This is a genomic window from Bremerella cremea (genome assembly GCF_003335505.1).
Lineage (GTDB): Bacteria > Planctomycetota > Planctomycetia > Pirellulales > Pirellulaceae > Bremerella > Bremerella cremea_A.
The window spans coordinates 59,748-85,808 of record NZ_QPEX01000045.1 but is presented as its reverse complement, the minus strand read 5'-3'; the positions used below and the strand labels follow the sequence as shown (position 1 = coordinate 85,808).

Sequence of the window (26,061 nt, the reverse complement as noted above, 5' to 3'; positions counted from 1 at the left end):
TAGTTTCCGTCCAGGGTTTCGCTTGCGTGTTGTCTTGGCTGCTGGATGTGCTGTGTTAAGGGATCATCGGGCTATTTTAATTGCGGGAGGAGTCGAATTCTTGCTGCGGTGCCGTCTCGGCAGGAGCAGGTGCATAAGCGGTCATGCGGCTAGGCGAGGCGACAATTAAGTAATCGCCAGAGACGACGAGGTTGCCTCCTTGTTCACCAAATTTGGCCACGTTGATTGGTGGGCTCGCTTCGTTGATATGCGATTTTTCGTCCAGGTGGGCCTGCAGCCGATAAATCGTATCACGGGTTGGCCAATAGACCTGATCGCCCACCAAGACTCCGCGTCCGAACCCATGATCACTTGTTCCCTGAGATACCTGAGGGAACTCGGCGCGAATCTTGCCAGAGTGCAGGTGAATCCAAAATAACTGATTGCCGCTGACCAGCACATCTTCGTCGGTTGCGCCCAAGATATGCAGGGGATCGACGCCCCCAGGAACCGTTTGCCATACAAGCTGCCCTGTTGCCGCGTCTAAAGCAAAAACGCGATCGCTATCCAAAGGCATACAAATGACCAGCCCTTGCGTTACCACACAGGGGTTAATATTGCGTTGTACCAAATGATGGGCGAGTTCCAGTCGCGGGGTAGGAGTCATTTCGCGGCGGGGATAACGCGTCAACCAGAGGGTTTCCCCACGCTGGGCATCCAACGCGGCAATCACGCCGTGGTTGGTGTTGTAGTAGAGAACACCATCCTTCAAGGTCAGCAAGTTATGAGAACGGTGCCCATAGTCGGTCTCTTGGATAAGGCCGCTACCGTAAGGCTGGGTGATGGAAAGCGGTTTCCGCCATAGCATCTGCGAAGTCGTCCAATCGAAACAGGCAACGGCCGATTCATCGCGGACGCCTGACTTGGTCATGCCACAATACAGCCGATTCCCTTGAATGATAGCGGTTCCTTCAAACGACCAGGGACCAGAAATGCCCGTTGCCGGAGGGACCCGAGCGATGGCTTTGCCTTGCTTGCTCATATCGAAGACGACCATATCCGCCGGGTCTTGAAACTGAGCTTGAAATATCGGAACGCCATTCGCGGTGGTTCCGATACGCGCCACCAGCATGTTGCCATCGACCGATTGGGTAAAGCGAGGAATCCCCAGGGCATTTAAAAACTTGACGGACATCGCAGAAAGCATGTTGCCCCGTCGGTTACGATCAGAACGAAAAGCATCTTGACCGTTTCCAGAAAAGAAAACCCCATATTCTGGATCGACGTGATCGAAAACCGTTCCGCCGGTGGGAAACGCTGGCAAGCCACTATCTAAAGCGAAGGCCCGTACGTTTTGCTCGTCGGCAACGACGACAACGCGGTCTTGAACAATTGGAAACGTGGTGTTGAGGGCTTTCGCCGATTCCGCGATCAATGGAGCGATCTCGGTTGACTGCTCTGGCACTGAAGAGCCTCCAGACATCTGCGGTAAGATGTACGAGTCGAGCGATACGCTCCAACTGGGTTGATAATGACGCACCGGCACGACCTGCTTCGCATGCCCATTGCGAGAATAGGCCCCAGCAAACGTGGGCCAGTCCCCTTTCTTTTGACCAGGAAGTTGACCAGGTGATGTTTCGATTAGCTTCGTAAGAAACTGAGCGTAATTGGTCTGACGACCTCCAAGGTAGCCCTGGCTGTCGGGATAAAGTTGCTTGAGAATTTCTAACTCGGCTTGGGCGCGATCTTCGGCTCCTTCCAGCCACGAAGCCAGGCACAAGCGAGCCCAAACCGAGGCAGGATCGATGCTGCTGTTCGGAATTGTGGCAAGCGGGCTGGAAGAAGTGTCGTCGTTCAATCGCTGCTGGATGTAGTCGCGGTGCTTGCTCCAATCGATTCCATCCACCGCCACCCACATCGGCTGGCCTGGCATGGCGAGCAGGACGCCAGATGGATCTGACGGAGTGCGGAACTGAGGAGAGATGCGTTCCCACGCGGTGCGGGCTTCGTTAAAGCGGGCTTGTTCTAACAGGAGGTCTCCCTGAAAGAGCAGTGCTTTGTCGGTGTAGCTGCTAAGAAAGTAGTCGTCGATTGCTTGAGCTAACTGGACCGGGTCGCGAGAAGCCTGGGCTTGGTCGAGAACTTGCTGAGCCAGGGGATCGATCTGGCGGCGATAGACTTCCAAAAACTCAGGCGTCTGCCGCGAGTAGGCCGCAATACGACGTTGCAAGTAGGACTTCAAATCAACGTAGTAGAGGTACTGGCTACCCAGATCAACACGATCGTTACCTCGGGCAATCAGTTCGTCACTGTGGCTCCCGATCAGCCGCCCCAGTGTATCGATGGCATCTCGCCAGTTTTTTTGTTGTAACTGTTGATCGATTTGCGAGAGGAGATTTTTGGTGTCGTTCTTAATCTCAGGCAAATCGACCGTCAGCGAGAAGTCGGCTCGCAGCCCAACGTCCCCACCCTGACCGAATGACTGGCTAGTTCCCAAGAACGTTATCGCGATGACTCCCACGAGCCCCACGGATCGTATTATTCGCGCAGTCGGATCGATCATGCCCTCGCTTTTCCTGGCGTCGTAAGACAAATGCTCACTACAGTATAGAACTACGTACCCAGCCAGGAAAGCAAACCGCTGGCCAAGGAATTCAGAAAAGGGAGCTTGATGGGTAAATTTCACCCATTGAGGCAGGACAGCAGAGGGGTGTGGGGGAAGTCGTTGCCGTTTTCGGCGGACTACGAATCCCAAGCCGGAGGCTGCGTGGGAATACCTTGCTCCGCTTTTTTGAGGGCCAGTTCGGTCAAATCGTCGGCGGACAGTTGTTTGCGTTCGGCGACGGGGCGGCGAAAGTACGACACCACAATGTAGGCAAAGAAACCTGCCAGCAGCAAATACGGAATCACCATCATGAACACGATGCTAAAGGCATACGCCGCAATATAGTTATCGCTGAGGCCATCTTTGCACGTCGGACAGGCCCATATCTGCGATGCGTTGCCGGTCACCAACAGAAAGCCTGCGGCGGAAAAGATGCGTCCGAGATGGTTCTTCAGGTTCTTCATAGAATTAGCTTGCCGCTTGAGCCGGAAAGAACTGATACAGACAAAGATACACTAATACACCGGTTACGGAAACATAAAGCCAGATCGGAAACGTCCATTTGGCGATGCGACGGTGGGCTGCTCGGTTGTCCTTGAGACCGTGATAGATCGTAATCAACGCTAAAAACGGCACTGCAGCCGCTAGGACCACGTGCGATAAGAGCATCGCGTAGTAGCTGTAACGGACCCAACTGGGGGGATAGTCTGGAAACGGCTTACCGTGATCGGTAAGCAGCGAGTGATAAAACAGATAGCAGCCCAGGAAGATGGTCGAGACGCCAAAGCAGCTGAGCATCGTCCATTTATGGGCATTCACTTTGCCTTGCTTGATCAGCACGAAACCGACGATCAGCAGCAGTGTCGCCAAGCCATTGAGTGAGGCATTCACATGCGGCAATACATTTACCAGTTCCACGCACTAATCCTTCTTCTCTGGGGCATCGTCGGTGCTGTTCTTCTCGGCTGTGGCCGGAGCGGCTTCTGCTGCTGGAGGCAACATTTTCTCTAGCTTTTGATGCAGGGCTTTCATCTGCTCTGGCTGGCTCGTGCGGTACGAATCGATCACCTTACCTTCACGATCGACCAGGAAAACTCGATCGCTGTGGTATTGTTTTTCCACTTTGATGTTGAAGAACTCTTGGCCGATCTTTTGGATGTAATCAAAGTCGCCCCGGACAAAGTGCCAGCGATTCGGATCGGCTTGAAATCGGGAAGCGTAGCCGGCCAGCATCGCTGGGGTGTCGTTTTCGGGATCGCAGGTAATACTGACTATCTTCAAACCACGATCCTTAAAGTCGTTGCGTAGTTTGGCGATCTCGAGGTTTTGCATCAGGCAGGCGCCGGGGCAGGCGGTATAGAAAAAGCTGCCCAGCCAGACGTCCCCATCTAGCGATTTGCTATCGAACGGTTGCTCTAGGCTGTCGGTTAGCTGGAAGCTTGTCATGCCCCCTGGCTGCGGTTTTTGCCAGCCTTGGGCGACTTCCGTTTCTGCCGGTTCTTCTTTCCCTTCGTAAGGTTCCGCCAACAGTTTTTCGATCATCTTCTTAGCATGGCGAAAGTCGCTATCTTGTGTTGCGCGAAATGTGCCCCGCAGCTTGCCGTTTTTGTCGATGATCATGAGGCGGTCGCTGTGGGTCTGGGTTTCGAACATGACCTGAAACGAGTCTTCCACGATCGGCTTTAGCTTGTCCATATCGCCGGTGAGAAACGTCCAGACGCCCGGTTGAGCCTGCATCGATTCTGCGTATTTGCGGAGCACTTCCGGCGTGTCGTTGACTGGATCGCAAGTGATGCTGACAAACTTGACTCCCTGATCGGCGAATTCTTCCTGCAAGATCGCAATCTGTTGGTTCTGTAGTTTGCAAATCGAGGGGCAAGAGGTGAAGAAGAAGCTGGCCACCCAGACATCTCCGGCCAGCGACTTGGTGTTGAACGGTTCTGCTTCCGCCGAGGTCAATTCAAAGGGAGGAATTTGCCGATCGAGCTCCATCGCTTCCGCCGAGCCAGCATGATCGTCAGCTTCCGGCAGCGGCCCGCGCGCGGGGCGGTTGATGGTGGCCCACATCATCATAAGCCCCAGCACAACAAGCAGGATGGCGGATACAAAGATTCCAGTGGTCGCTTTCATAGCCAATCTCCACGTCTTGTCTTAGTGGCTGCACGACAAGACAACGCAAACATTACGATGGCAAATAGTAGGGTAATCGTTACACCGAAGGAGACACTTGGCAACCAAAACTGCCCGCCAGATTCCCCCCCGAGGAAGCTCGGCGCGACCTCCGCGTGCATGATCCGACGAATCGCTCCGAGGGCATAAGTCACGGGATTTAACGTCATCACCCAGCTTAGCACCCATTGCCCTGGCGAAGTAATCGCGCTGCCGGAAGGAATGGGAAAGAAAGCGCCGGAAAGAAGCCACATGGGCATCAACAGCAAGTTCATTACGGCATGAAAGCCCTGTGTCGAGTCCATCCGCCAAGCCAGCCAAAAGCCAAGCGAGGTTAAACCAATGCTCGCGATCACCAAGATTCCAAAGATCGCCAGGAACTGCAAAAGTGTCAGCGAGATTCCGACGAAGAAGCCGAGGCAAAGGAAAATCATGGCCTGACCAACCGCCAAGATGGTGCCGCCGAGAACCTTGCCCAGGACCATCGACCACCGCGGGATTGGCGAGACGAGGACCGATTGCAGAAAGCCTTCGTTGCGATCCTCGATGATGGAAATCGTGGCGAAAATTGCTGTGAACAGCACAATCAGTAGCAGCGTACCGGGGAAGAAATAAACGGTGAAGCTTTCATCGCCTCCCCCCTCCCCTTGCGTGCGAAAGACGCCAGTTAAGCCGGTGCCAAATAGCAGCCAGAAAATAATGGGCTGGCCAATCGCACCAATAATGCGGTTGCGCTGCCGCAAGAAACGAATGATCTCGCGATAGCAAAGCGACCAAGCTGCCGACAACGGGTTGGGGGTGAAAACGGTTTCAGCGGAGGTCATAAGGTCACCTCCTCGGTGAATTGTCGACCGGTCATGGCGATAAAGACATCTTCCAGCGAAGGTTTGGCCAACGTGATGGCGTCGACCAAGTCGCTTGCCGTGTGCATGATCGTACGGATAGTGCCAGGCCCGTCTTCGGTTTCCAGCCGGACGAAGTCACTGACCTCGGTGGCTGCAAGATGGAGTTCGGTTTGCAGTTTCTCGATAAGCTGCTGGGGTTGCCGTGTGCGAATGGTGATTGTGTCGCCACCGATTCGATCTTTTAAAGCGTCTGGCGTATCGAGAGCGACCAGACGTCCTTGGTCGAGGATTGCAATTCGATCCGCTTTCTCGGCTTCGTCCAACAAATGCGAAGTCAGGACGACGGTGACGCCGTGATCGGTTCGCAGGAATTCAAGGTAACGCCACATCGCTTGGCGAGCCGCCGGATCGAGCCCGGTGCTTGGTTCGTCGAGCAGCAGAACCTTGGGCGAATGCAACATCCCTTTGGCCAGTTCGACGCGGCGGCGGAGCCCGCCAGAGAGATCTTCGGTAATGTCGTTTTGGCGATCAGTCAGTTCCAGCTTGTCGAGCAGCAGTGTCGTGCGTTGCTGCAGCGTTGGCCCTGTTACGCCGTAGAGAGCCGCTTGCTGGGCGATGTTCTCTCGCACGGTGAGCTTCTTGTCGAGGCTCGGCATCTGAAAGACGACCCCGATTTGCTGACGGACCTCGTGCTGATGGGCTGTCACGGTACGACCGTAAACACTGATCGAACCGTGACGTAGCGGCATGAGGGTGGAGAGCAGGCGAAATAAGGTGGACTTGCCACCACCGTTGGGCCCAAGGAAAACGAAGATTTCGCCTGGATCGATCGACAGGGAAACATCCGCGAGCGCTTGACGCTTTCCGTAAAAGTGGGAAACGTTCTCGATGGAAACGGCTCGAGGTGAAATCATTCGTTGTTCAACTTAATGGTTCGCGCTGGGGGCATCCGCAGCGACGGTTTCTACCGGATCGACATGCGGCACTGGAGCGTGATACCAACGCACTTCCGAGTATTTTTCAGTTCGCAAGCCGATATCGGGAATCAACATGCACATCAGGAAGATCGCCATCATCGATGCTGGGATCGTCAGGACCCATTTCCAGTTGGCTTCCCACAAAAGGTGCATGAAGAACAACATGACCAATAGGGCCTTGCCGCACGAAACAGCCATCATGAAAGCCATGCTGACCTTGGGTGGAATGGCGGTATCCCACCACTGGAAGTAGGTCAAAAACGAACAAAGCGTCAGCACGCAGAGGGCGACAAAAACGGCCCAGTACTTACCGTTGCCGCTAGTCGCGTGCAGCGTCTCGTCGTTCTCCAGATGGGCATCCGGGAGAGGCTCGCCATGGGGTGGCACTTGGCTGGAATCACTCATGGGGGTGCTTCTCTAAAACAGGTACAGCATCGGGAATAGGAAGATCCAGACCAGGTCGACAAAATGCCAATACAGCCCGGCGTTCTCTAGGTAGTTCGCTTTGGTAACGTCGAGGGTGCTGAAGAGCACCAGCAGGAAAATAAGCAGCCCGATCACCACGTGCAAAGCATGAAATCCAGTCAGCAGAAAGTAAGTGCTGGCCCACATGTGACCACTGGGGATTACCATCGGAAGTTTCATCCAGGGCATTTCGTGGTTGATGCCGTGATTGAGCAAATGGGCGTCATTGGCCAGTAAGAGATCGAGGAACGCAATTCGTTCTTGAATCGGCTTCAGCTCGGTTTGCGTCTTGGCCTGATCTTGCATCAGCGTGGCCTGTTCGGCACGCATCTTGTTGGCATCTTCGTCAGACGGTTTGTCGTCGCCTTCCGCAGCCAGTGCCGTTTGGATTTCCGTTTTGCGGGTTTCGATCCCTTTAAGCTTGTTTTCGAATTCGGCTAAAGGAGCTTCCAGCGACTTCTTTTCATTGCGTAGCCGGGTCGCTTGGTACTCGGTCGTTTCGTGATGGTGAACGCCGTAGACCAACGAATCGATGATCAATTGGGCTTCCAGCGGATTGTTCGCAGTGAGCGAAGCTTGGCGCGCCGTATAAGTGACACCCCCGTTGAGCATCGTATCGATGAACGATTCTCGCGTAACGCCGGGGACGGCTTCCAATTGTTTCTCTTCGTCCGAGAGCGAAGTTCGGAGTTCTTCCAAACGAACCTTTAACGCCGAGACGTAGTAAACATCGGAACGGTCGTAGAGACGACGATATTCCTTGTTCGGGAAGATACCGTGGGCGAACTTCTCTTTGTATTCAAAGGCTTTGATGCCCAGAAACGTACAACCAAGGGTAAAAGTAACCAGTAGCCACCTTTTCGCTAGGCCAGAGTTGTTGGCGCGGGCTGCTTCCAAGGCCAGCACGATCGATAGGCTACTGCAAATCAAGACGAACGTATTGATCGCTCCCAGTGGTTCGCTGAGATAGACATCGTGCGGCGTCGGCCAGGTGCCGACCGGGCTGCCGAAGCGAAGCACCACATAGGCGCCGATCAGGCCGGCAAAAAACATGATTTCCGTCGACAGGAAAAGCCACAGGCAAAGCTTGCCCAACGGCAAGGGCAATGCCGGGTGGTATTCTAGTTGGACGTGGTCGTGATGGTCGTGGTTGGAATCGGACATGCGGGGTTCGTTCTAAGACTCGTTCCGTGGAAACTTACACGCCGCTGGGCAGAATGACCAACAGGCCGAGTTGGATCGGCAGGTAAAACAACGATGCAAACAACAACTGACGAGCCGTTCTTTCGTCACGCGACGTAAAGAAGCGGAGCGAGGCAATCAACATAATTGTGCCGCCGAACAGCGAAAGCAGCATGTAGGTGATATTGGGCATGGCAATGTAACTTAAGCCAGGCACAACGCTCGCCAAGAGCAAGGCCATAGCGCCCGAGACCGCTTGGAGGCCAGCTTTGGTACCGCTGCGGTCGACAACCGACCACATTTGCATGCCCCCTTTTTCGTAGTCTTCGCGATAAAGCCACGCGATTGCCATGAAGTGAGGGAATTGCCAAAAGAACAAAATCGCAAAAAGCGAAATCGCCTTGATGTCGAGGGTGGGATTCACGGCCAGCCAGCCCATCAGCATGGGCAAAGCACCTGCGATGGCACCGACGGTCGTGTTCCAAGGAGTCCACTGCTTCATGGGCGTGTAGATGCAAACATACAACACCCAAGTCAGCACTCCGATCAATGCCGGCATCCAGCCAACGGTCGCCAGCAAGTATGCGACACCGACGGAACCAAGCATCGTGCCAAAGACTGCGCTGCCGTAACGAGACAAACGTCCACTGGGGATTGGTCTGCGCGAGGTTCGTGCCATGCGGCGATCGGCGTTGACTTCGAGGCACTGATTCCAGACGCAACTGCTTGCGGCGACCAGGGCTGTGCCAATGATCACGTTCACCAGGCGAAAAATATCTGGCTGACCACCGCTGGCATAAAAGCCGGCAATCGCCACGCAAACTAATAGCAGCAAGGCAATCTTGGGCTTGGTGAGTTCCAAGTAATCGCTCAACTGCTGTTTCATGCCCGACCGGCGTTCGGTCAAGGTGGCGGGTCCTGTGCTCATGCCATTACCTCCTTGGCAGACGCTTGAGGCGTCGGCGGAGCGGAGTTCTTAGAAGAGTTAAGAGAATGGGAGTAACATCGCGCACTGTAGGCCGCCAGCATTACGGCAGCGCCTAAAATGGCCGAACCAACGGCCACATGGCCGGTTACGATCATCGCTTGTAGGTTGCTTTCCCACTCGATCACAAAACTAGCGAAGTTTGCTCCGCCAGGTAAGAAAGTGGGCCAACCATATTTCACGGTATAAGCCGCGATCCCTAAAACAATTTGCCCGACAACCAGCAGCACGGTAATGACCGCGACGCCGAAAATGTGCCGATTGGCTTGCCGATCGCGAAAGGCCAGCCACAGCAGCAGCAACGCGTTGCCAGCGATAAGGAAAGCGGTGATGACATGAAAAAGAACCGCCACCCGAAAGGATTGGTGCTGCATCGTGGCAGGCACATGGCGAATCAATGAACCGAGAGCAATTTGCAAGAACGCCAAGATCGTGAGCGAAACCGATCGCAGCAAATAGGCCCGTCCCAGCGAGCTATCAACGGGGGACATTGCCTGCCAACGTCGTGAGGTGCGACATTCCAGATAAACTAAGTACCCAAAAAACAGTGGGCCAACGCAGCCATGCACGCGGGCGATGGTTGTAGCATCAAGCACGACGCGTAAGCCCCCCAGGACGCCCTGAACTAAAACCAGCACAAGGGCAACAATGCCGAGCAGGATTTGCGTGCGATCTTTCCGCCAAATTGCCAGCACCAAAAACAGGATGCACAAAAAGCCAACCGTCGAGGCCAGCAATCGGTGACCATGTTCCAAGAACAAATCGTACGGACCAAACACCCAAGTCTGCCAAGGGTACAAGAACATGTTGTACCCGTAGGTCGACGGCCAGTCAGGCACGGCCATGCCGCTTTTGGTGGTTGTGACCAGGCCGCCGATCCAGATCAGCGGATAGGTCGCCAAAACCAACAACAGCGCCAAGCGGTGCGGCCAGCGAGACTCGGATTGGGAAAGTTCAGTCATGGGGTTCTATTTGTCGGTCAACGTCGGTGACACGTCCGCTTGTCCACGTTCGTTGGGTGGTTGCGTTTGCGGGTAGTAGTCCTTATCTGATTCGGGCGAACCATACTCATAGGGGCCACGGTAGACAATCGGCTGGAAATCGAAATTACCATGCCCAGGCGGGCTTGGGGCTTGCCATTCCAAACCGTTGGCATGCCATGGGTTTCGGCCTGCTTTGGGGCCGAAGAACATGCTGTAAAAGAAGTTCAAGATGAATGGGATCTGCGAAGCGACCATCAGGATGGCGCAGATCGTCATGAATTGGTTGATCGGCTGAAGGTGACGGAACGTTTCGTAGTGGTAAGGATCAGCCAAGCGACGGGGAAAACCAACGGCGCCCAAAATGTGCATCGTGAAGAAGGTACCGTTGAGGAAAATGAACGTTAGCAGGAAGTGCGTTTTCCCCCAGAACTCGTTCATTGTCCGGCCAAACATTTTGGGGAACCAGAAGTAGATGCCCCCGAACACTGCCATGGCGGTTCCGCCAAACAAAACGTAATGGAAGTGGGCCACGATGTAGTACGTGTCGTGAATGAAAATATCGACCGGTGTGGCCGCCATAAAGATGCCAGACAACCCACCGACGACGAACATCGAAACGAACGCCAGAGAAAACAGCATCGGCGAGGTGAACTGGATCTTGCCGCCGTAAATGGTGCCCAGCCAGTTGAAGGTTTTCACGGCACTAGGTAGCGCGATCATCATGGTTGCGACCATGAAAGTCATGCCGAGGCCGGGGTTCATGCCGGAGACAAACATATGGTGCCCCCACACAATGAAGCCAAGCCCGGCAATGCCGTTCATCGCGTAAACCATCGGCTTATAACCGAACAGCGGCTTGCGTGCGAAGCAGCAGAGAATGTCGGAAACCATCCCCATGGCAGGCAGAATCATGATGTAAACCGCCGGGTGGGAATAGAACCAGAACAAGTGCTGCCACAACAGCGGTTGCCCGCCACCAGGGGCCATCGGCGAGTTGTTGACCGAGAGGGCTTCCGGAATGAAAAAGCCGGTTCCTGCGGTTCGATCGAGTAGCTGCATCAAACCTGCCGCTGTCAGCACCGGCAAAGCAAATGCTTGCAGCAACGCAGTGATAAACATCCCCCAGATCGTAAGGGGCAAACGCATCATCGTCATGCCTGGGGCCCGCATCTGGATGATGGTGGTCAGGTAATTGACCGAGCCCAACATCGAGCTGATACCAACACAGGTCAGACCCAGCAGCCACATCGTTTGGGCCAAGCCACTACCGGGCGCCGATTCTGGGATCGAGGCCAACGGTGGGTAACTGGTCCAGCCACTTGAAGCGCCGTTGCCGGCAACAAAGAAGCTCCCGCCAAACAGGAAGAAGGCCGGCCACATCACCCAGTAGCTGAGCATATTCATCGTGGGAAAGGCCATATCGTCGGCCCCGATCATCAGGGGAATCAGGTAGTTGCCGAATGCCCCGGCCAAGATCGGAATGATCACTAAAAATGTCATCACCGTGGCGTGCATGGTGAAGAGCATCGTGTAGAACTCAGGCGAAATCTGGCCACCTTCCGCCGAGAATAGCATCGGGCCGATCACCGGCATATCGCTCCACGGCCAAGCTAGTTGCCAGCGAATACCGATCGCCAGCAAACCACCGACCAGGAACCATAACAAGGTCGAGAACAGGAACTGAATCCCGATCACTTTGTGGTCGCGTGAGAAAACGTAGGTTGTAATGAACTCGCCAACGCCAAATTCGCCGGACGAGTGGGCGTGTGCGGCATGCCCATCCGCAGTGATGCTGCTCATCGTATCTTACTCTGCCTCAGCCAGCGAAAATTCGGACAATTCTTGTTCGTCATAGGTCTTCTGCAACCAGGCATCGAAATCGTTTCGCGACTGGACGGTGATCTGACCTTTCATCTTGTAGTGTCCCCACCCACAAAGCTCGGCACAGACAATGTCGTAGGCGCCATCTTTGATCGGCTTGAACCAAATGAACTGCTTCATCCCAGGAACCACGTCCTGTTTGACGCGGAAGTTAGGCAGAAAGAAACTGTGCAGGACGTCGTCGCTCTCGATTTCCAGAACGATTTCTTCGTCACGGGGAATATGCAAAAGGTTGGTCACGTAAAGGTCGTCTGGCGTGTCGAACTTTTTATCCGCCCCGGGATACTGGATCCGCCACTCAAATTGGCGACCGGTGACGCGGGCAATCGGCGGCATCGGCTGGCCGTTGGCCAGCGTCGGACGACGCATCCGAGCCCCAGCCCAGGCATCCATTTGATAGATGGCCAGAAAGAGCAGGATGATTGCCGGCACAACCGACCACATGACTTCCATGTAGTGGCTGCCATGCGAGAAGACGACCGGCTGATCATTCTTCGCTGCGTCGTATTTCCAGAGGAACCAAAACAGCAGGATCCCCGTCGCAATGAAGACAATCCCCGTTAGCCACAGGATGCAGTAGAAAAGGTGGTCGATGCTCCCGTTTTCGACAACCCTTTCAGGGAACCAGTGGCCTTCAAGCGGATACCAATCCATGGCCGCCCACACAATAATGAGGGTGCCCAAGATTGGGATGCTCAGAAAAACAAGACTCCAGAATCTTCCCACCAGGGATTCTCCTACTTACAGCCTACGCTGTGTGATAAGCCAGGCGAATCAGTTCGCCCGACGATCAAAGATTGTGCAATTAGTTTCTTAGGCGAATGTTCTCTTGCTCGTGCAGTTGAGGTTGGCTCAAGCTGTCGTACGGCAAGCCTTTAAGGACGAAGTCGACCATGTGCCAAATGTCTTCGTCTTGCAGGTCATAAGCGGCGGCGGGCATCTTTGCTCCTTCGATGCCGTTTTTGATCCGCCAATAGACATCAACCGGTCGGCGACCGCCGCGGAAGTTGCCTAGTCGCAAATTACGTGGATCGAGCTTCCGAGGCGGAAGTGCACCCAAGGTCAGAAATTCTTCGACGTTCTCAGGGGCCTTCGGATCGTAGAAATCCTCCGTCCAGTCGTCGTAGAACATTTCAGCCGTCTGTCCATCGCCCAGCCCAGATTGACCGTGACAAGTGGCACAGCCTCCCTTGCCAAAGAAGAGTGTTTTCCCGGCAGCAACGGATTCGTCGAGATTCCAATCTGGACGCTGAGGAACTTCCGTTGGCTCAGCATCACGCCACTTCTCGAAGATCGGGAAGATAAAATCCATCCGCGCGTATTCGGTCAACTCGTCCACTTCGGACTTGAGGTCTTCCTTCGCTTCGGCGAGTTCCTCTGGCGACATTTCTTTGATGTATTCTTGTTCTTCCTCATTACGCTTCTCGGCGGGCTTGGCAACCGCTGCGTCGAGCTGGGAAAACTCCATCAGCAGATTCCGCTCGGCTTCTCCACGGAAGGTGAGGTACTTCACGTATTGAACGAGTGCTTCCACCTCTTGCTCGGGCAGTAGTTTGAAGCTGGGCATTGCCGTCCCAGGGGCACCGTTCATGATGATACGTTTGAGATCGTCATGCGTTGGCGGCACACCAGTGGGAGTCGACTTCCACTTGAATTTGCCCAAGCGAAAATCGCGGGGGTAAGGGTTCAGAAATGCGGCCGTGGGGCCAGCACCGTCGCCGTTGATGCCGTGGCAATGAACGCAGTGCTGTCGATAGAGACCACGCGGGCTGCCATCTTCCTCACTGCCGTAAGGGCCAGCGGCCATTTGAAGCATGTCTAGATTGAGCATATCCTTAATGCTGGATTGCTCTGCTTCCAGTTCCGCCTTTTCTTCTGGATCGAGACTGTCGGGATCTTCGTACAGATCGGGGAACAGTTCTTCGTAATTGAACTGCGGAACCTTCGGTTGATCAGGCGTGCCGAAATTCTCTGCCAGAATGTTCGCGATCGGCTCGATTTGATACTCGAGACTAAAATTCGATCCTTGCGTAAGTTCTGTCTTGCGCAGGGCAACTTCGTTCAGTTCGAACTGGGGCGGTTCCGACGTACATCCGACGATTGCCCCAATAATGACGGCCAAAACCAGGCCTCCCGCCTGATTACGTCCGCCAAACTTAGGAGCCTGGCAAATTCGCATTGTTGATTCCAGATAGTCTCGGCTCGGCAAAGCAAAGACGACGCTGTTAAGGTTTTTTCAGGAACGTAATCTCGCTGGGCTTTTGTGTGTTTCGTACGACAAAAGCTCGGCGATCAGTGTAAATTCTAATGAAAGGAACGCGGGGCCAGGAACGGCCCCAGCGTTGGCTTTGATGGTGTTCAGGTTATTTTAGCAATTTGGAATCGATCACGATGTCGCCGAGGTCGTTGTCGCCTTGCTTGACGTCGATTTCGATGATTCCTTTGCGGTCTTTGACCGTCTTGCCGTCGATCTTCATTTCTTTGACATAGTTGCTGACCGGGTGCCATACCTGAAATTGGTGTTTGCCGACCGGCAGGTTTTCGATGGTAAATGTGCCAGCTGGGCCGGAAACTGCCATGTAAGGCGAATCACGCATCACGATGCGGGAGTTCATCCAGTTGTGGATCGAACAACTGGCCAACATCGGCGACTTTTCTTCCTGCTTGAACGTGTGGTTCGCTACGCCCCCGGCAGGCACCAAGAGGTTAATACCTGGGTTGTTGAAACCATCGATCTTGAAGTTGTGCGGAATCGGGTCGAGGTTTTTTAGTTCGATCTCTTGGCCGGTACAAACTAAAGCCACTTGGGGCTCGTACAAGCAATTCTTATTTTCGACAACCACTTTTTCTTTTAGCTTCTCTTCGTACATGGGGTGAGGCTGAGGAGCCTTCGCGCCACGATCCAGAAAAAGCCAAAGTGCCGCATCTTGCAAGTTTCCGTCTTTATCGACTTTTAAGACGGGATTTGGAATTTGCCTGCCACAGAACCCTTGGTTTTGACCAACTTGTAAGGGAGCAAGTGCTTTGACTTCGCCGTTAACGACGAAGCGTCCTTTTACCGTGCCCCACTGCTGGGCAAATGCGTTCTGGGACATGAAGCCCAGAACGCCCAACAGCAAGACTGCGAACTTCGCAGTTCTCATGACAATCAACTCCTCAAAACCAGCGTGGGTTATTTAGGGGTCAGCAGTTTGGCGTCGAGCTTGATGTCGCCCAGGTCGTTGTCGCCTGGCTTAACTTCGATTTCAAGCAGGCCTTTGCGATCTTTGACCTTCTTACCGCCGACGTTCATCTCTTTGATCGTCCCGGGGATTTCGTGCCAAACTTGCAGCTTGTGCTTGCCAACCGGCATGTTTTCGATGGTGAATGTCCCATCTTCAGCCGAGACGGCCATGTAAGGAGATTCGCGAACGATGATCTTGCCGGCCATCCAAGGATGGATCGAGCAACTGGCATTCATTGGGTAGCGTTCTTCCGACGTAAATTCATGCTGGAAAACACCACCGACAGGAACCAAGTTGTTCATGCCCGAGTTGGCGAAGCCTTCCACTTTGAAGTTATGAGGAATGGGGTCCGAGTTCTTGAAGTCGACCTTTTGACCGACTAGAACCCCCACGATGTGTGGTTCGTACAGGCAAGCCTTGTTGTCTACGAGAACTGGTTTCTTAGCGGCTTCGGCGTAGGAAGGATGCGGAGTAGGGGCTTTGTCGCCACGATCGAGGTACAGCCACATGGCCACGTTCTGGACGCCGCCATCTTCACCGACCTTCAACGAAGGGTTGGGGAGCTTGGCACCGCAGAATTCAGAATCTTTGGTGATGTTGTCATCAGGAATCGTGGGAGCTTTGCCGTCGATCAGAAAGCGACCAGTGACGGTTCCCCAATTTTGAGCCATGGCACTTTGTGCACAAACTCCAATCACGGCGACAACCATCAATCCAAGTTGCGATATTTTCATCCAGTACTCCTTAATGGCAATTCGTTTTAGGGGGGTGGGAAGGTTGGAGGGGTGAAAAGCAAGGGAATCTCACCGCCTCAGTAGGGCGCGTTATTCCACCACACATTATATGCATCTGGGAATTTTGTGCCCGTGATTTCTGTCGCACCCCAATGAGGGGAGCGTAATCAGTTTAATTTACGAGCCAAGCCGGATTGTTTCCACCCCCGGATAGGCGGTTTTAAGTGACTGTAAAAGATCTCAAAAACCGTAAGGCTTATCGGAGGGCGTTTTAAGGTGGGCACCGAACGGGTCAGCGTGTTGTGAAGGATTGCATTATAGAGTGCCTGTTTTACCAAGCGGTGCGCTGGAATCAAGCATTACTTTCTTTCAATCCCAGACACATTTTTGCCAACTTAGCAACAATCGGACAGTTTGACTTCGTTTTTCCGCAGGAGGTGATCGTGGAAATGGTAATTTGGTACACTGCACGATTCTTCATTTCATCGATTTTTTCGCCATGAAAGCGGCTGCGGTTTTATGAACGTATTGGTCTTAGGTTCGGGCGGACGCGAACACGCGTTAGCTTGGAAGTTGTCACAAAGCTCGCGCGTGCGGAATGTATTCGTGGCGCCAGGCAATGCTGGGACGCAGATCGATGCCGAGAACATCGCGATTGACGAAACCGATTTTGCGGCCTTGGCGGATTTCGCGAAGCGGAACGACGTCGGGCTAACCGTGGTTGGACCAGAAGCCCCCCTGGTGGCAGGCGCCGTCGATTATTTTCGCGAACGTGGCCTGAAGATCTTCGGCCCCAATAGGGTTGCCGCCCAGTTGGAAGGCAGCAAGGCGTTTTGTAAGCAAACCTTACGCAGTGCCGACGTCCCTACGGCCGACTATCGCGTTTTTCGTGAACCAGATGCGGCTGCTCGTTACATTAAAGATCGCTTCCCTCACGAAGGAGAGGATGTGCCGGTCGTGATCAAGGCCGATGGCCTGGCCGCTGGCAAAGGGGTGACTGTCTGTAACACGGCAGAGGAAGCCTTAGAAGCGATCGATCAGATCGGGCGTTTGCGTGTGTTTGGAGATGCGGGCGCCCAGATCATCATCGAGGAACGGCTCGATGGCGAAGAGGCAAGCGTCCTTGCAATTACCGACGGCAAGACGATTCTTACCTTGCCTCCGGCCCAAGACCATAAGCCAGCTTACGACGACGACCAAGGGCCCAATACGGGCGGCATGGGGGCTTACTCCCCTACCCCGCTGGTAACGCCTCAAGTCATGGCGATGGTCGAAGAGAAGGTCTTGGTTCCGACCGTGCATGGGATGAAGCGAGCCCGAAATCCGTTTCAGGGCGTTCTTTATGCCGGTTTGATGATGACCAACCAAGGCCCCAAGGTTCTTGAGTACAACGTCCGTTTTGGGGATCCTGAATGTCAGCCGATTTTGATGCGGTTGAAATCTGATTTGGCAGACATTTTAGAAGCGTGTGCTGAGGGTCGTCTCGATTCGATCGACCCGCCCGAGTGGGATACGCGTCCGGCGGTTTGCGTGGTGATGGCTTCCGAAGGTTATCCTGGCAGCTACGAAAAAGGAAAAACAATCCGTGGTCTGGATGAAGCCGCGAAGCTGGAAGACGTCAAGGTCTTTCATGCGGGCACCAAATTCAACGGCGACCAGATTGTCACCAACGGAGGCCGCGTGCTTGGTGTTACCGCAATCGGCGAAACCATTTCTGCGGCGAAGCTAAAAGCATATACCGCCGTCAAATGTATTCGCTGGGATGGAGCCTGGTGCCGGAAGGATATCTCGGACAAAGCCCTGCGACACCCGTAAGCGACGGGCTTTGACCTCTTGTATATATTGGTTGAGAACTGCTGCCCAGCGCGTCTACTGTTCGCCTGGGCCGAAGAATTCGTTGGCGATCTTCTTTAAATAGTCGGCCGAGAATACGTTAGACGCTGCTTCTTTGCCCTCCCCTGCCTCGGCGGGTTTGCGTTTCTCGCTTGGCTTCGCGGGGGCTTCATGGGTTGCCGCAGGTCGTGAGGGAGAGGCGGCTTTAGGTTGCCGCGTTTGCGGGTCCGCCGTCTCTGGTGGCATGAGATCTGCCAGATCGATTTCGCCAAAGAACTTAATCCATTCGTTGACTTGGGCGTTGGGAACCGAAGCGGATGGCTGTTTAGGGGGCGGGGGCTTCTTCGCCTCTTGCTCTTGAATCCGCTTTCTTGTTTGCCGCATCAGCCGAAACCAGCTATCGCTATCGATCGCGGTCGCTTTGCGGCGACGGGCAGCCCGCTGCACGCGGTGATCGCTGGAAACAACGGTTAGGCGTTTGGGGGCATGATGATCGCGAATCAGTTCTTCGATCATCTCGTCGGCGTCAGCATAGCCGGAAGCGAAACGGACAGTAATCTGGTGGTGATTAACTGTTCGAGGGAGGCCAGGCGGAGCGTTGGCCGAATCGAAAACGACCGTCGTTTGGGACAGTTCCTTTGGGTCGATGACCTTGAGCAAAGCATCGAGAAGAGCTCGACGTTCCCCTTCAAACGAACCCTCTCCATCGACCGAGCCGACCATGCCGGCAGCAAAAAGCAGATTGTATCCGTCGATGATGAGCGACATGAGGCATTCCTTTTAAGGGCACGTTCCGTTCATCTTTTGGCTGGTAAAGACGCTACAGATGAATAGGAAACGCCCTGGTTCCTCTCTTCCTGCAGGAGCGAGAAGCACCTAAGAGGAAAGCGAACTACGCTGCATCGTACCGAAACTTGCTGACACCGCCTACAATCGTTTCAACCGCGCGGCCGATCAGTTCCACTCCGTGGAAGGGGCAGTTGAAGCTCTTCGAGCGGTAATCGGTCGTGTCGACGGTCCAGCGATGTTGCGGGTCGATAATGGTGATGTCGGCATCGGCCCCAACTTGAAGTGTGCCCTTCGCGAGCCCCAAGACCTGGGCGGCGTTGAACGACATCGCTTTAATGACGGTCGACCAGTCGAGATGTCCAGCGGCGACCAGATGAGTGCTCACCAAGCCGAGTGCCGTTTCCAGGCCGACCATGCCGAACGGCGCCTCGGTGATCGCACACATCTTCTTTTCGGAAGACCGGGGAGCGTGCCCGCTGGCGATCACGTCGATCGTGCCATCTTTGAGGCCGGCGATGCAGGCCTTGATATGATCGGCGGAACGCAAAGGAGGATTCAGCTTAAAGCTGGTATGGAAGTCGCGCATTGCTTCGTCGGTTTCGGCGAACTGGTAGGCACAAATACTGGCCGTGACGCCTACGCTGCGCATTTTAGCACGACGAAGTATCTCGACGGTGCCGCTGCACGAGATGCCGAGCAGATGCAGTTTGCCTCCGGTTGCTTCGCAAATGCGAATATCGCGTGCGGCCATGACGTCTTCGGCCTCGGTGGGCATCGGCGCCAAGCCCAGCACGGTAGAAACCTTGCCGTCGTGCATCACGCCGTCTCGCGAAAGTTCGACCATTTCAGGCCGGTTGAGCACCGGGCGATTGAACATCAGCGTGTATTCTAAGGCTCGCCGAAGTAGTTCCGGGTTCGAAACGGGACGCTGGCCATCGCTAAAGGCTATCGCGCCGGCGTTATTCAAGATGCCAATCTCGGCCATCTCTTCCCCTTGCCGTCCGCTGCTGACGCACGCAACCGGGTAGACGTTGCAGTGATCGGCATCGGTTGCTTGGCGACCAAGGTAGGTCACGGCGGCGGCGCTATCGACAGGGGGATTCGTTTCCGAGATAGCGGCAATCGAAGTAAAGCCGCCTGCAAGTGCAGCAAAGGCGGCCGATTCGATGGTTTCGTCTTCCTCGAAGCCTGGCTCTCGAATCTGGACATTCAGGTCAATCAGCCCAGGAACAACCAGCTTTCCGGATGCATCGATCACTCGGGCAGCGGAGGTGTTTGCGTCGACGTCGATCGCTCCGATACGTCCCTCGTCGATCAGCAGGTTCGTAATCCGATCGATCCCCTGGCTGGGGTCAATCACGCGACCGTTTAGAATAAGCGTGCGAGGCATGGTTGTTTCCACTGGGCTTGCCATGGCTGGGCAAGGCACGAAGGTGAAGTCTCTCTCTTAGCTGATTGATGGGGAGGCTACGATGTGGCGCGACCGTCGTTCAATAGCCACATCGCTGCCATTCGCACGGCGAGCCCATTGTTGACCTGGTGAAGGATGACGGAATGCTCGCCGTCAGCGACTTCCGGGGTGATTTCCACGCCACGGTTGATCGGGCCTGGGGCCATGATCAGGATGTCCGATTTGGCACGCTCCATCCGTTTGCGGTCCATCGCATATAGCAAGGCGTATTCGCGAACGGAAGGAAATGGTCGGGTGTACTGTCGCTCGAACTGAATACGCAGCAAATTCAGCACGTCGCAGCGGGGTAAAATGGAATCGAGATCGTGCGATACTTCGACACCGAACTCTTCCCAGCGGCGGGAAACGAGTGTCGAGGGGCCGCAAACGATCACGTGGGCACCCAGTTTTTGCAGCCCCCAGATATTCGAGCGGGCCGTCCGGCTATGGGCGATATCGCCAACCATCGCAACCGTTTTGCCGGCCAGCGTGCCCCGGTGTTGACGGATTGTGAGGATATCGAGCAGGCCTTGAGTGGGGTGCTCGTGGGGGCCGTCCCCTGCGTTGATGACCCCACAATCCAGGTTTTTGGCCAGCATTTGCGGAGTGCCAGGAGCCTTGTGGCGGCAAACGAGCGTATCGATGCACATCGATTCGATCGTCTTGGCCGTGTCCAGCAAGGTTTCCCCTTTCGAGAGGCTGCTGCTGGAGGCTGAAAACTCGACGACATCCGCGCCCAAGCGACGGGCGGCCAAGGAAAAGCTGGTTCGAGTACGTGTCGAGTCCTCGAAAAACAGATTCACGGACGTGCGACCGGTAAGGATCGATAATTTACGTCGGCAGTTTTCAGTGGAGTCTTTGAACGCTTGTGCAACGTCGAGAAGAAGGGTGATTTCGTCCGACGTCAAACTTTCTAAATCGAGCAAATGCCGCTTAGTCCAGCGGCCTTGAAAGGGCTCGAGAAACCCAGGCGTCTCCATGGAATTCCAGAATATACATAGCGGTTGGGACGATCTACTTGGGGCCAAATTCTAAGGATTCCTACCGCTGGTCACAACCTGGGGGACGGGGGAATCTGCTCCGTTTTTGCCGGGAAACGAAAAACGGGTGATTCGAGAAGGAGGTCTCGAATCACCCGTCGCTTGCTTGCAGAACGGTTAGGAAGCCAATCCGACTTACTAACTACTACCTGGCATGGGAACTGGTAGTGCTTCAGCCGGCTGCAGGCCGTCCGCTCCATTGGCCGGTAGGTTCATAGGAAGATCCGGTCCCACCGGGCCGGTTGGGCCCGCCGGGGCGTTGGGCCCCGAAGGAAGCGGTGGAGCGTTCGGATCGCCTGGTGGTGGCAATACGAGTTCGCTGGGAACGGTATCGCCCGGATTCTGTGCTACCGAGAAGGGATCGATCCAACCACCACCCAAGGCTTTGTAAAGCGAGACCACTGCTAGGTAAATGTCTCCTTCAGCTGAGGCGGTCTGGTCGTCGAGTTCGGCCTGAACACGTTGAGCGTCCAACAGCGTGAGGAATGGGATCAAGCCCCCATCGTACTGTACCTTCGAGATCTCAGCCGCTTTGCGAGCGGAAACCGCTGCTTTTCGCAAGCTTTGAGCACGTTGGATGCTGTAACGGTATTTCGAGAGCGAATCTTCCACTTCGGCAGCGGCTTCGACAACCGAGTTCTGGTAAGCGTAGACCAGACCTCGCCAGCGAGCCCGTTGAACTTCGATGTCACTACGAACACGGCCGAAGTCCAAAAGTCTCCATCTCACCCCAGGACCAGAGGCATAGGCAATACTACGCGGCTCGAACCAACGGGTGAACGACGTTGTGTCGACCGAGAACGTACCGGTTATCGTAAAACGCGGATACAATTCGGCCACAGCCACGCCAATACGGGCAGCTTGAGCAGCCAGTTGCCGTTCGTAGGAGCGAATGTCTGGACGCTGACGAATCAACTCGATAGGCAGCCCCACGCCAATATCTTCCGGCAGCAGAGGGAACTGCTGGTTCGGAGTGATCTGCTGGGCAAGATCGGACGGAGGTTCGCCCATCAGTGCCGACAGACGATGGTAAGCCAATTCCATTTCCTGCTGCAGCAGCGGCAACGCGGCTTCTGTTTGGTACAGGTTGTATTTGGCCTGTTCAACGTCAAGTTGAGTGACGGTACCAGCATCGAGCTTGACTTCCGCATCTCGGAGAGCCAACCGTTGCAGTTCGATATTTCTCTCAGCGAACTGAATCCGACGCTGGTAGGTACGAACGGTGATATAGTTGGCACCAACTTCACCCTGAAGGGTAACCATCAGAGCATTGTGATCTTCGATGGCCACTTCAATGTCTTGGGTGGTAGCCTGCAAGCGGCGACGGACAGCCCCGAAGACATCGATTTCCCAGGTGGCATCGAAGCCAGACGACCAGTAGTTAAACGGCTTGGGGGCAATCTGCGAAAAGCCGAACGTGTTACCGGTACCCGACTGCTTCCGGCGTGTGTAGCTGGCGATGCCATCAATGTCGGGGAATAGCCCGCCACGAGCAATGCCACGCAACGCCCGTGCTTCGGCGATCTTTTCAGCGGCTTGACCGAGGGTCAAGTTTTGCTGAGCCGTTCGTACGATCAAACTGTTGAGAATCGGGTCGTTAAACTTTGTCCACCAGGCAACCGAATCGTTGAACGATTGATTTACCCCCGGAGGTAAGGGAGGTATCCATTCACTGCGGAACGGCGCTCCAGGATCGATATGGTCTGGCCCAACAAGGCAGCCAGTGAGCCCCAGCACCGTCGCAGCGACAGCACCGAGGATCAACTTGCCTATTATGATGGGCGAATTGTTGTGGGGTCTTGGGTTTCGCATAAGCCGTTCGCAAGCTAACTGTTTCGTGGTGAGATATTTTACTTCCCAATAAAATCTCCTCAGCTAAGTTATCGGTGGAACGGTTGTATGGAATTTGTCGTCAAGTTTCCGGACTATACGGGTCCCTCAATCGTTAATGTTGACGATAGTAACGATAGCAATTTATTGCGGGGTTCCGCCGGTTTTACCTTCGGATGGGGTAAAACCAATCGTATCTATAGGGAATGCTAGCGAGGCATGCATTGCCTATTTTGACTAACCGGATTTTTCTCTGGAATCGGATTAACTTTCGTCTGCGGTGTAACCGATACCTAAAACAACGGCTGCGTAAGAGACGCGTCGTGCAGATGCCCCCTTTTGGTCCTCGCTTCGCAAGGGATTGTGAGAATGGTTCACCGATTTCCCCTGTTCACTTTCCCCGTACTGTTGATCATCCTCTTGGGAAGTGGTTGCAGCATGATGCGCTCCTCGGCGAGCTTAGATTCGGCTTCGCCTCAGGACCAAGCGAACATGATGCCCAATCAGCCGATGATTCTTGTCGAGATGCAGTCGAAAGAGCACAAAGGTTCGACGCAGAAGATTCTCTTAGCCCAAGCTCCGACGGTGCAAGCCGCCGTCGACCAAGCCAAAGCGAATGCGAAGTTCAAGCGATTCCATATCGCCGTGAGCCGATTGCCGCAGCATCCTGGGGCCCAACCTCAGAAGTTGATTTCGCAATACGATCACGTCGATAAAGCCATTCCCATGGAATACGATTACCAGCTTCAAGCGGGCGATCGTGTCGTGATTGTGGAAGATCCAAGCACTACCATGGACGACATCTTTGGAGGCGTCGTCGGGCCATTGAAAATGATGGCTGGAGCCGATGCCGGCAAAGCGTCCCCTTTCTAATAGGCGACGCGCCAGCGAGTGCGGAAGAGCCAAACCATCAGGCCGAACAGAATGAGGTTCGCGCCGATGGTAAAGCCTAGGTAGAGACCAAATCGCGTCCAGTTCCCGGCATTGTCCGTCGCACCATCCAGATCGACTTCCAACGGAACGTCCCACAAGGCAGAAAAAGGGCTGGCTAAGGTCAACTGCTCTGCAAACTGCACGACCGGGGACGTTTCAGGCTTGTTTTCTTCAAGCAAACCTGCGGAAGTGTATTCGACAACCGAAGTGTTCGTTATCGGTGTGAATGCCAGCTGGGCAAAGTAGTCGAAGGCCAGCGTCCCACAAAACAGGGCGATAATGACCAGATAGGTACACATCAAGCTGTGAGAAGTCTTACGGAACATTACCGAGCAGAATAACGCCAGCATGGACGTTGTGATGCAAGTCACCAAAACCACCAAGAGATAGGCCAAGACAGAAAGCCAGTTGGTCCAATAGTAAGGCACCATCAAGCACGCCAACGCGAGCGGCCAGAGCAAAAAGCAAGTCAGCACGCTGGAAACTCGGAAGCCGGCGATCAATTTGCCGGAAAGAATCATCCAGGGGGAAATCTCGGTCGTAAGCAGCAAATCGAGCGTCTCGCGTTCCCGTTCCGAAGTAATGCTTCCTGCCGAGAACACCGGCCCCACCAGGATGTTGAACAAGATCACATAGGCCATGTACAGCGGAGCGTACTGCGGCTTGAAATAGAGGCAAACGGCCATAAGCGGAATCGCCAGGAACATGCTGATTTGGATGACCAAACGGAGCATGAGCGTTCCTTGAGCGAAGATTTCGCTGTGAATCTCTTTGTCGTAAACCGGATTTCTATGGTCATCTAACAGCTGCGACCGCTTGGGGGGCGCAAAGAAACGGTCGGGGAACTGGTCGCGTTGGATCACCAGCCCCACAGCTTCGCGGGCCTCTTTGTCTAAGTCGATGACTTCCTTTCCTTCGCTGCCGACATCGTTCGGGTAAAGCAGCGTTTGGGCCGTGTAGGCGGAAAGCAGTACGATTGTCGCCAATGCCAACAGAGGGACGGTCATCAACAACACGACCAGGCGCAAACTACCGTCCTCCCCTAGCATCCGCCAAAAGAAAGCACCTGCCAAAGCGATCGGCAAGATCAGCAGATAAGAAACCACCAACGATGAGGAGGTCCGCTGAAAGAAGCTGCTACAAGCGACACTAATCATGCCGAATGTCGCCACCGCGACCATCAAAATTGCGTATGCGGCCAGCAGTTCGTAAAGCGAAACACCACCTAGCGGTAAACAAAGCATCACGATCGGAAGCGAGGTGAAGATCAGCAACGCCAAGTGGGCCAACGAAGCGAGCAGCTTGCCGACGACGATCGCCCCCGGCTTAAGCGGACTGGCCAGCAGCATTTCGTACGTTTTACGTTCTTTCTCGCCGGTAAGCGTTCCCGAGGCGAAGCTGGGAGCCATGAGCGAGGCTAAGACGAACTGCCCCAGGAAAAATAAATCGAACAGTCGGCGAGCCGATTCTTGATCGGTCGAAAGATCAAGCCGTTCGACTTGCGGCCACGCAAAATAGACAATTGCCGCCAATAAAACCTGATAGGCAAGCAATAGCAAGAAAGCTCGAGCTGTCCGAAGATTGACGAGCAACTCCCGCTGCAAAACGGGATTTTCTAGTAAATACATTCCTGCGAAACCGTATCAGGGCCAACGAAACCGACTCATCCTCCCGACGAGGCCCGCTCATTGTAACGCCCTGAAAGTTGCGGAAGCTAGTATTCGGACAAGATTCCTGGCGAATCCGATTTCCGTGTTTTCTCATTCACCGCAGCCCAGAGTTCGAAACTTCATTTTCAATTCGGCTGAACTACCGCCAGGGTTAACGCAGGTTCTATAGCACGAGATAGCGCATCGATTAGGCAGTTCTAAGAACGATCGCCTAACGAGGCGGCAGCAGTCCTTGCTTTTGGGGGATAGGAGACAGTGCCAAGTGTTTTACTCCTGGTTTCTGCTGAAGTTTGTTAAAAACTCTTGGGGAGATCGTTGGTCGTTGCCAGGCCGTTAAGGGGAAGTCGTTTTCGCTAATGGCGATTCTCGTTCGGTATACCGCTGTTTAGCCTCGATAATGGTTAAATGTTGCCCACAGTTTGGAACGCCGTTTGAGTCCTTACTGAGTTGATTCCTGTGCCCTTACGAAATTCTCCCTCGGAGACCT

At 54.4% G+C, this 26,061-nt stretch carries 22 protein-coding genes; 2 read left to right on the top strand and 20 right to left on the bottom strand.

Annotated elements, in window-relative coordinates; all coding sequences use genetic code 11:
* Positions 1 to 76: 76 nt before the first annotated feature.
* From DTL42_RS21115 to DTL42_RS21045, 15 genes are all read right to left on the bottom strand, one after another.
* Positions 77 to 2,542: a PQQ-binding-like beta-propeller repeat protein gene (locus tag DTL42_RS21115; protein WP_114371903.1), complete on the bottom strand. Its 2,466-nt coding sequence runs from the start codon at positions 2,540 to 2,542 to the stop codon at positions 77 to 79.
* Between the two features lie 179 nt (positions 2,543 to 2,721).
* Positions 2,722 to 3,048: a hypothetical protein gene (locus tag DTL42_RS21110; RefSeq protein WP_114371901.1), complete on the bottom strand. Its 327-nt coding sequence runs from the start codon at positions 3,046 to 3,048 to the stop codon at positions 2,722 to 2,724.
* A 4-nt stretch (positions 3,049 to 3,052) separates the two neighbouring features.
* Positions 3,053 to 3,502: a DUF420 domain-containing protein gene (locus DTL42_RS21105; RefSeq protein ID WP_114371899.1), complete on the bottom strand. Its 450-nt coding sequence runs from the start codon at positions 3,500 to 3,502 to the stop codon at positions 3,053 to 3,055.
* Between the two features lie 3 nt (positions 3,503 to 3,505).
* Positions 3,506 to 4,714, bottom strand: a complete 1,209-nt coding sequence (locus DTL42_RS21100; protein WP_114371896.1) for an SCO family protein — start codon at positions 4,712 to 4,714, stop codon at positions 3,506 to 3,508.
* Positions 4,711 to 5,577: an ABC transporter permease gene (locus DTL42_RS21095; protein ID WP_114371894.1), complete on the bottom strand. Its 867-nt coding sequence runs from the start codon at positions 5,575 to 5,577 to the stop codon at positions 4,711 to 4,713. Before DTL42_RS21095 ends, DTL42_RS21100 begins: the two co-directional genes overlap by 4 nt.
* On the bottom strand, positions 5,574 to 6,512 hold the full coding sequence (locus DTL42_RS21090; RefSeq protein ID WP_234824298.1) for an ABC transporter ATP-binding protein: 939 nt from the start codon (positions 6,510 to 6,512) through the stop codon (positions 5,574 to 5,576). The genes DTL42_RS21095 and DTL42_RS21090 overlap by 4 nt, the downstream gene beginning before the upstream one ends.
* Before the next feature lie 12 nt (positions 6,513 to 6,524).
* Positions 6,525 to 6,980, bottom strand: coding sequence for a cytochrome C oxidase subunit IV family protein (locus DTL42_RS21085; protein WP_114371892.1), 456 nt, complete (start codon positions 6,978 to 6,980; stop codon positions 6,525 to 6,527).
* Between the two features lie 12 nt (positions 6,981 to 6,992).
* Entirely contained in the window at positions 6,993 to 8,204 is a 1,212-nt protein-coding gene (locus DTL42_RS21080) for a cytochrome c oxidase subunit 3 (RefSeq protein WP_114371890.1), read from the bottom strand.
* A gap of 34 nt (positions 8,205 to 8,238) precedes the next feature.
* Positions 8,239 to 9,150: a heme o synthase gene (gene cyoE, locus DTL42_RS21075; RefSeq protein WP_114371888.1), complete on the bottom strand. Its 912-nt coding sequence runs from the start codon at positions 9,148 to 9,150 to the stop codon at positions 8,239 to 8,241.
* Complete coding sequence (locus DTL42_RS21070; protein WP_114371886.1) at positions 9,147 to 10,169, bottom strand: COX15/CtaA family protein; 1,023 nt, start codon at positions 10,167 to 10,169, stop codon at positions 9,147 to 9,149. The genes cyoE and DTL42_RS21070 overlap by 4 nt, the downstream gene beginning before the upstream one ends.
* A 6-nt stretch (positions 10,170 to 10,175) precedes the next feature.
* Positions 10,176 to 11,990, bottom strand: coding sequence for a cytochrome c oxidase subunit I (locus tag DTL42_RS21065; RefSeq protein WP_114371884.1), 1,815 nt, complete (start codon positions 11,988 to 11,990; stop codon positions 10,176 to 10,178).
* 6 nt (positions 11,991 to 11,996) lie between these two features.
* A complete protein-coding gene (coxB, locus tag DTL42_RS21060) occupies positions 11,997 to 12,755 on the bottom strand; it encodes a cytochrome c oxidase subunit II (RefSeq protein ID WP_234824297.1) in 759 nt (252 codons plus the stop codon).
* A gap of 121 nt (positions 12,756 to 12,876) precedes the next feature.
* Positions 12,877 to 14,250 (bottom strand): c-type cytochrome, encoded by a 1,374-nt coding sequence (locus tag DTL42_RS21055; RefSeq protein ID WP_114371882.1) that lies wholly within the window; start codon positions 14,248 to 14,250, stop codon positions 12,877 to 12,879.
* Positions 14,251 to 14,434: 184 nt separating this feature from the next.
* Positions 14,435 to 15,214: a cupredoxin domain-containing protein gene (locus DTL42_RS21050; RefSeq protein WP_114371880.1), complete on the bottom strand. Its 780-nt coding sequence runs from the start codon at positions 15,212 to 15,214 to the stop codon at positions 14,435 to 14,437.
* 29 nt (positions 15,215 to 15,243) lie between these two features.
* Complete coding sequence (locus DTL42_RS21045; protein WP_234824296.1) at positions 15,244 to 16,029, bottom strand: cupredoxin domain-containing protein; 786 nt, start codon at positions 16,027 to 16,029, stop codon at positions 15,244 to 15,246.
* A 519-nt stretch (positions 16,030 to 16,548) separates the two neighbouring features.
* On the opposite strand from DTL42_RS21045, the gene purD reads away from it, so the two are divergent.
* Complete coding sequence (gene purD / locus DTL42_RS21040; protein ID WP_114371877.1) at positions 16,549 to 17,844, top strand: phosphoribosylamine--glycine ligase; 1,296 nt, start codon at positions 16,549 to 16,551, stop codon at positions 17,842 to 17,844.
* A gap of 54 nt (positions 17,845 to 17,898) precedes the next feature.
* Here the strand turns inward: purD and DTL42_RS21035 are convergent, their stop codons facing one another.
* From DTL42_RS21035 to DTL42_RS21020, 4 genes are all read right to left on the bottom strand, one after another.
* Positions 17,899 to 18,630 carry an NYN domain-containing protein gene (locus DTL42_RS21035; RefSeq protein ID WP_114371875.1) on the bottom strand — a complete coding sequence of 244 codons (732 nt, stop codon included), beginning with the start codon at positions 18,628 to 18,630 and terminating at the stop codon, positions 17,899 to 17,901.
* 124 nt (positions 18,631 to 18,754) lie between these two features.
* Positions 18,755 to 20,041 (bottom strand): dihydroorotase, encoded by a 1,287-nt coding sequence (locus DTL42_RS21030; protein ID WP_114371873.1) that lies wholly within the window; start codon positions 20,039 to 20,041, stop codon positions 18,755 to 18,757.
* Between the two features lie 77 nt (positions 20,042 to 20,118).
* On the bottom strand, positions 20,119 to 21,081 hold the full coding sequence (locus DTL42_RS21025) for an aspartate carbamoyltransferase catalytic subunit (RefSeq protein WP_114371871.1): 963 nt from the start codon (positions 21,079 to 21,081) through the stop codon (positions 20,119 to 20,121).
* A gap of 198 nt (positions 21,082 to 21,279) precedes the next feature.
* Entirely contained in the window at positions 21,280 to 22,953 is a 1,674-nt protein-coding gene (locus DTL42_RS21020; protein ID WP_114371869.1) for an efflux transporter outer membrane subunit, read from the bottom strand.
* Positions 22,954 to 23,340: 387 nt separating this feature from the next.
* Between DTL42_RS21020 and DTL42_RS21015 the strand changes: the two genes are divergently transcribed.
* On the top strand, positions 23,341 to 23,844 hold the full coding sequence (locus DTL42_RS21015) for a hypothetical protein (protein ID WP_114371867.1): 504 nt from the start codon (positions 23,341 to 23,343) through the stop codon (positions 23,842 to 23,844).
* Here the strand turns inward: DTL42_RS21015 and DTL42_RS21010 are convergent.
* Complete coding sequence (locus DTL42_RS21010) at positions 23,841 to 25,532, bottom strand: ABC transporter permease (RefSeq protein ID WP_114371865.1); 1,692 nt, start codon at positions 25,530 to 25,532, stop codon at positions 23,841 to 23,843. The genes DTL42_RS21015 and DTL42_RS21010 overlap by 4 nt on opposite strands.
* Positions 25,533 to 26,061: the final 529 nt, after the last annotated feature.

Excerpts from the sequence above, each read along its gene's own strand:
- DTL42_RS21045 (WP_234824296.1), bottom strand. The coding sequence starts at position 16,029 with ATGAAAATATCGCAACTTGGATTGATGGTTGTCGCCGTGATTGGAGTT.
- DTL42_RS21055 (WP_114371882.1), bottom strand. The coding sequence starts at position 14,250 with ATGCGAATTTGCCAGGCTCCTAAGTTTGGCGGACGTAATCAGGCGGGA.
- DTL42_RS21080 (WP_114371890.1), bottom strand. The coding sequence starts at position 8,204 with ATGTCCGATTCCAACCACGACCATCACGACCACGTCCAACTAGAATAC.
- DTL42_RS21015 (WP_114371867.1), top strand. The coding sequence starts at position 23,341 with ATGGTTCACCGATTTCCCCTGTTCACTTTCCCCGTACTGTTGATCATC.
- DTL42_RS21085 (WP_114371892.1), bottom strand. The coding sequence starts at position 6,980 with ATGAGTGATTCCAGCCAAGTGCCACCCCATGGCGAGCCTCTCCCGGAT.
- DTL42_RS21010 (WP_114371865.1), bottom strand. The coding sequence starts at position 25,532 with ATGTATTTACTAGAAAATCCCGTTTTGCAGCGGGAGTTGCTCGTCAAT.
- DTL42_RS21035 (WP_114371875.1), bottom strand. The coding sequence starts at position 18,630 with ATGTCGCTCATCATCGACGGATACAATCTGCTTTTTGCTGCCGGCATG.
- purD (WP_114371877.1), top strand. The coding sequence starts at position 16,549 with ATGAACGTATTGGTCTTAGGTTCGGGCGGACGCGAACACGCGTTAGCT.
- DTL42_RS21065 (WP_114371884.1), bottom strand. The coding sequence starts at position 11,990 with ATGAGCAGCATCACTGCGGATGGGCATGCCGCACACGCCCACTCGTCC.
- DTL42_RS21030 (WP_114371873.1), bottom strand. The coding sequence starts at position 20,041 with ATGCCTCGCACGCTTATTCTAAACGGTCGCGTGATTGACCCCAGCCAG.
- DTL42_RS21025 (WP_114371871.1), bottom strand. The coding sequence starts at position 21,081 with ATGGAGACGCCTGGGTTTCTCGAGCCCTTTCAAGGCCGCTGGACTAAG.
- DTL42_RS21050 (WP_114371880.1), bottom strand. The coding sequence starts at position 15,214 with ATGAGAACTGCGAAGTTCGCAGTCTTGCTGTTGGGCGTTCTGGGCTTC.
- cyoE (WP_114371888.1), bottom strand. The coding sequence starts at position 9,150 with ATGAGCACAGGACCCGCCACCTTGACCGAACGCCGGTCGGGCATGAAA.
- DTL42_RS21115 (WP_114371903.1), bottom strand. The coding sequence starts at position 2,542 with ATGATCGATCCGACTGCGCGAATAATACGATCCGTGGGGCTCGTGGGA.
- DTL42_RS21100 (WP_114371896.1), bottom strand. The coding sequence starts at position 4,714 with ATGAAAGCGACCACTGGAATCTTTGTATCCGCCATCCTGCTTGTTGTG.
- DTL42_RS21020 (WP_114371869.1), bottom strand. The coding sequence starts at position 22,953 with ATGCGAAACCCAAGACCCCACAACAATTCGCCCATCATAATAGGCAAG.
- DTL42_RS21110 (WP_114371901.1), bottom strand. The coding sequence starts at position 3,048 with ATGAAGAACCTGAAGAACCATCTCGGACGCATCTTTTCCGCCGCAGGC.
- DTL42_RS21070 (WP_114371886.1), bottom strand. The coding sequence starts at position 10,169 with ATGACTGAACTTTCCCAATCCGAGTCTCGCTGGCCGCACCGCTTGGCG.
- DTL42_RS21095 (WP_114371894.1), bottom strand. The coding sequence starts at position 5,577 with ATGACCTCCGCTGAAACCGTTTTCACCCCCAACCCGTTGTCGGCAGCT.
- DTL42_RS21090 (WP_234824298.1), bottom strand. The coding sequence starts at position 6,512 with ATGATTTCACCTCGAGCCGTTTCCATCGAGAACGTTTCCCACTTTTAC.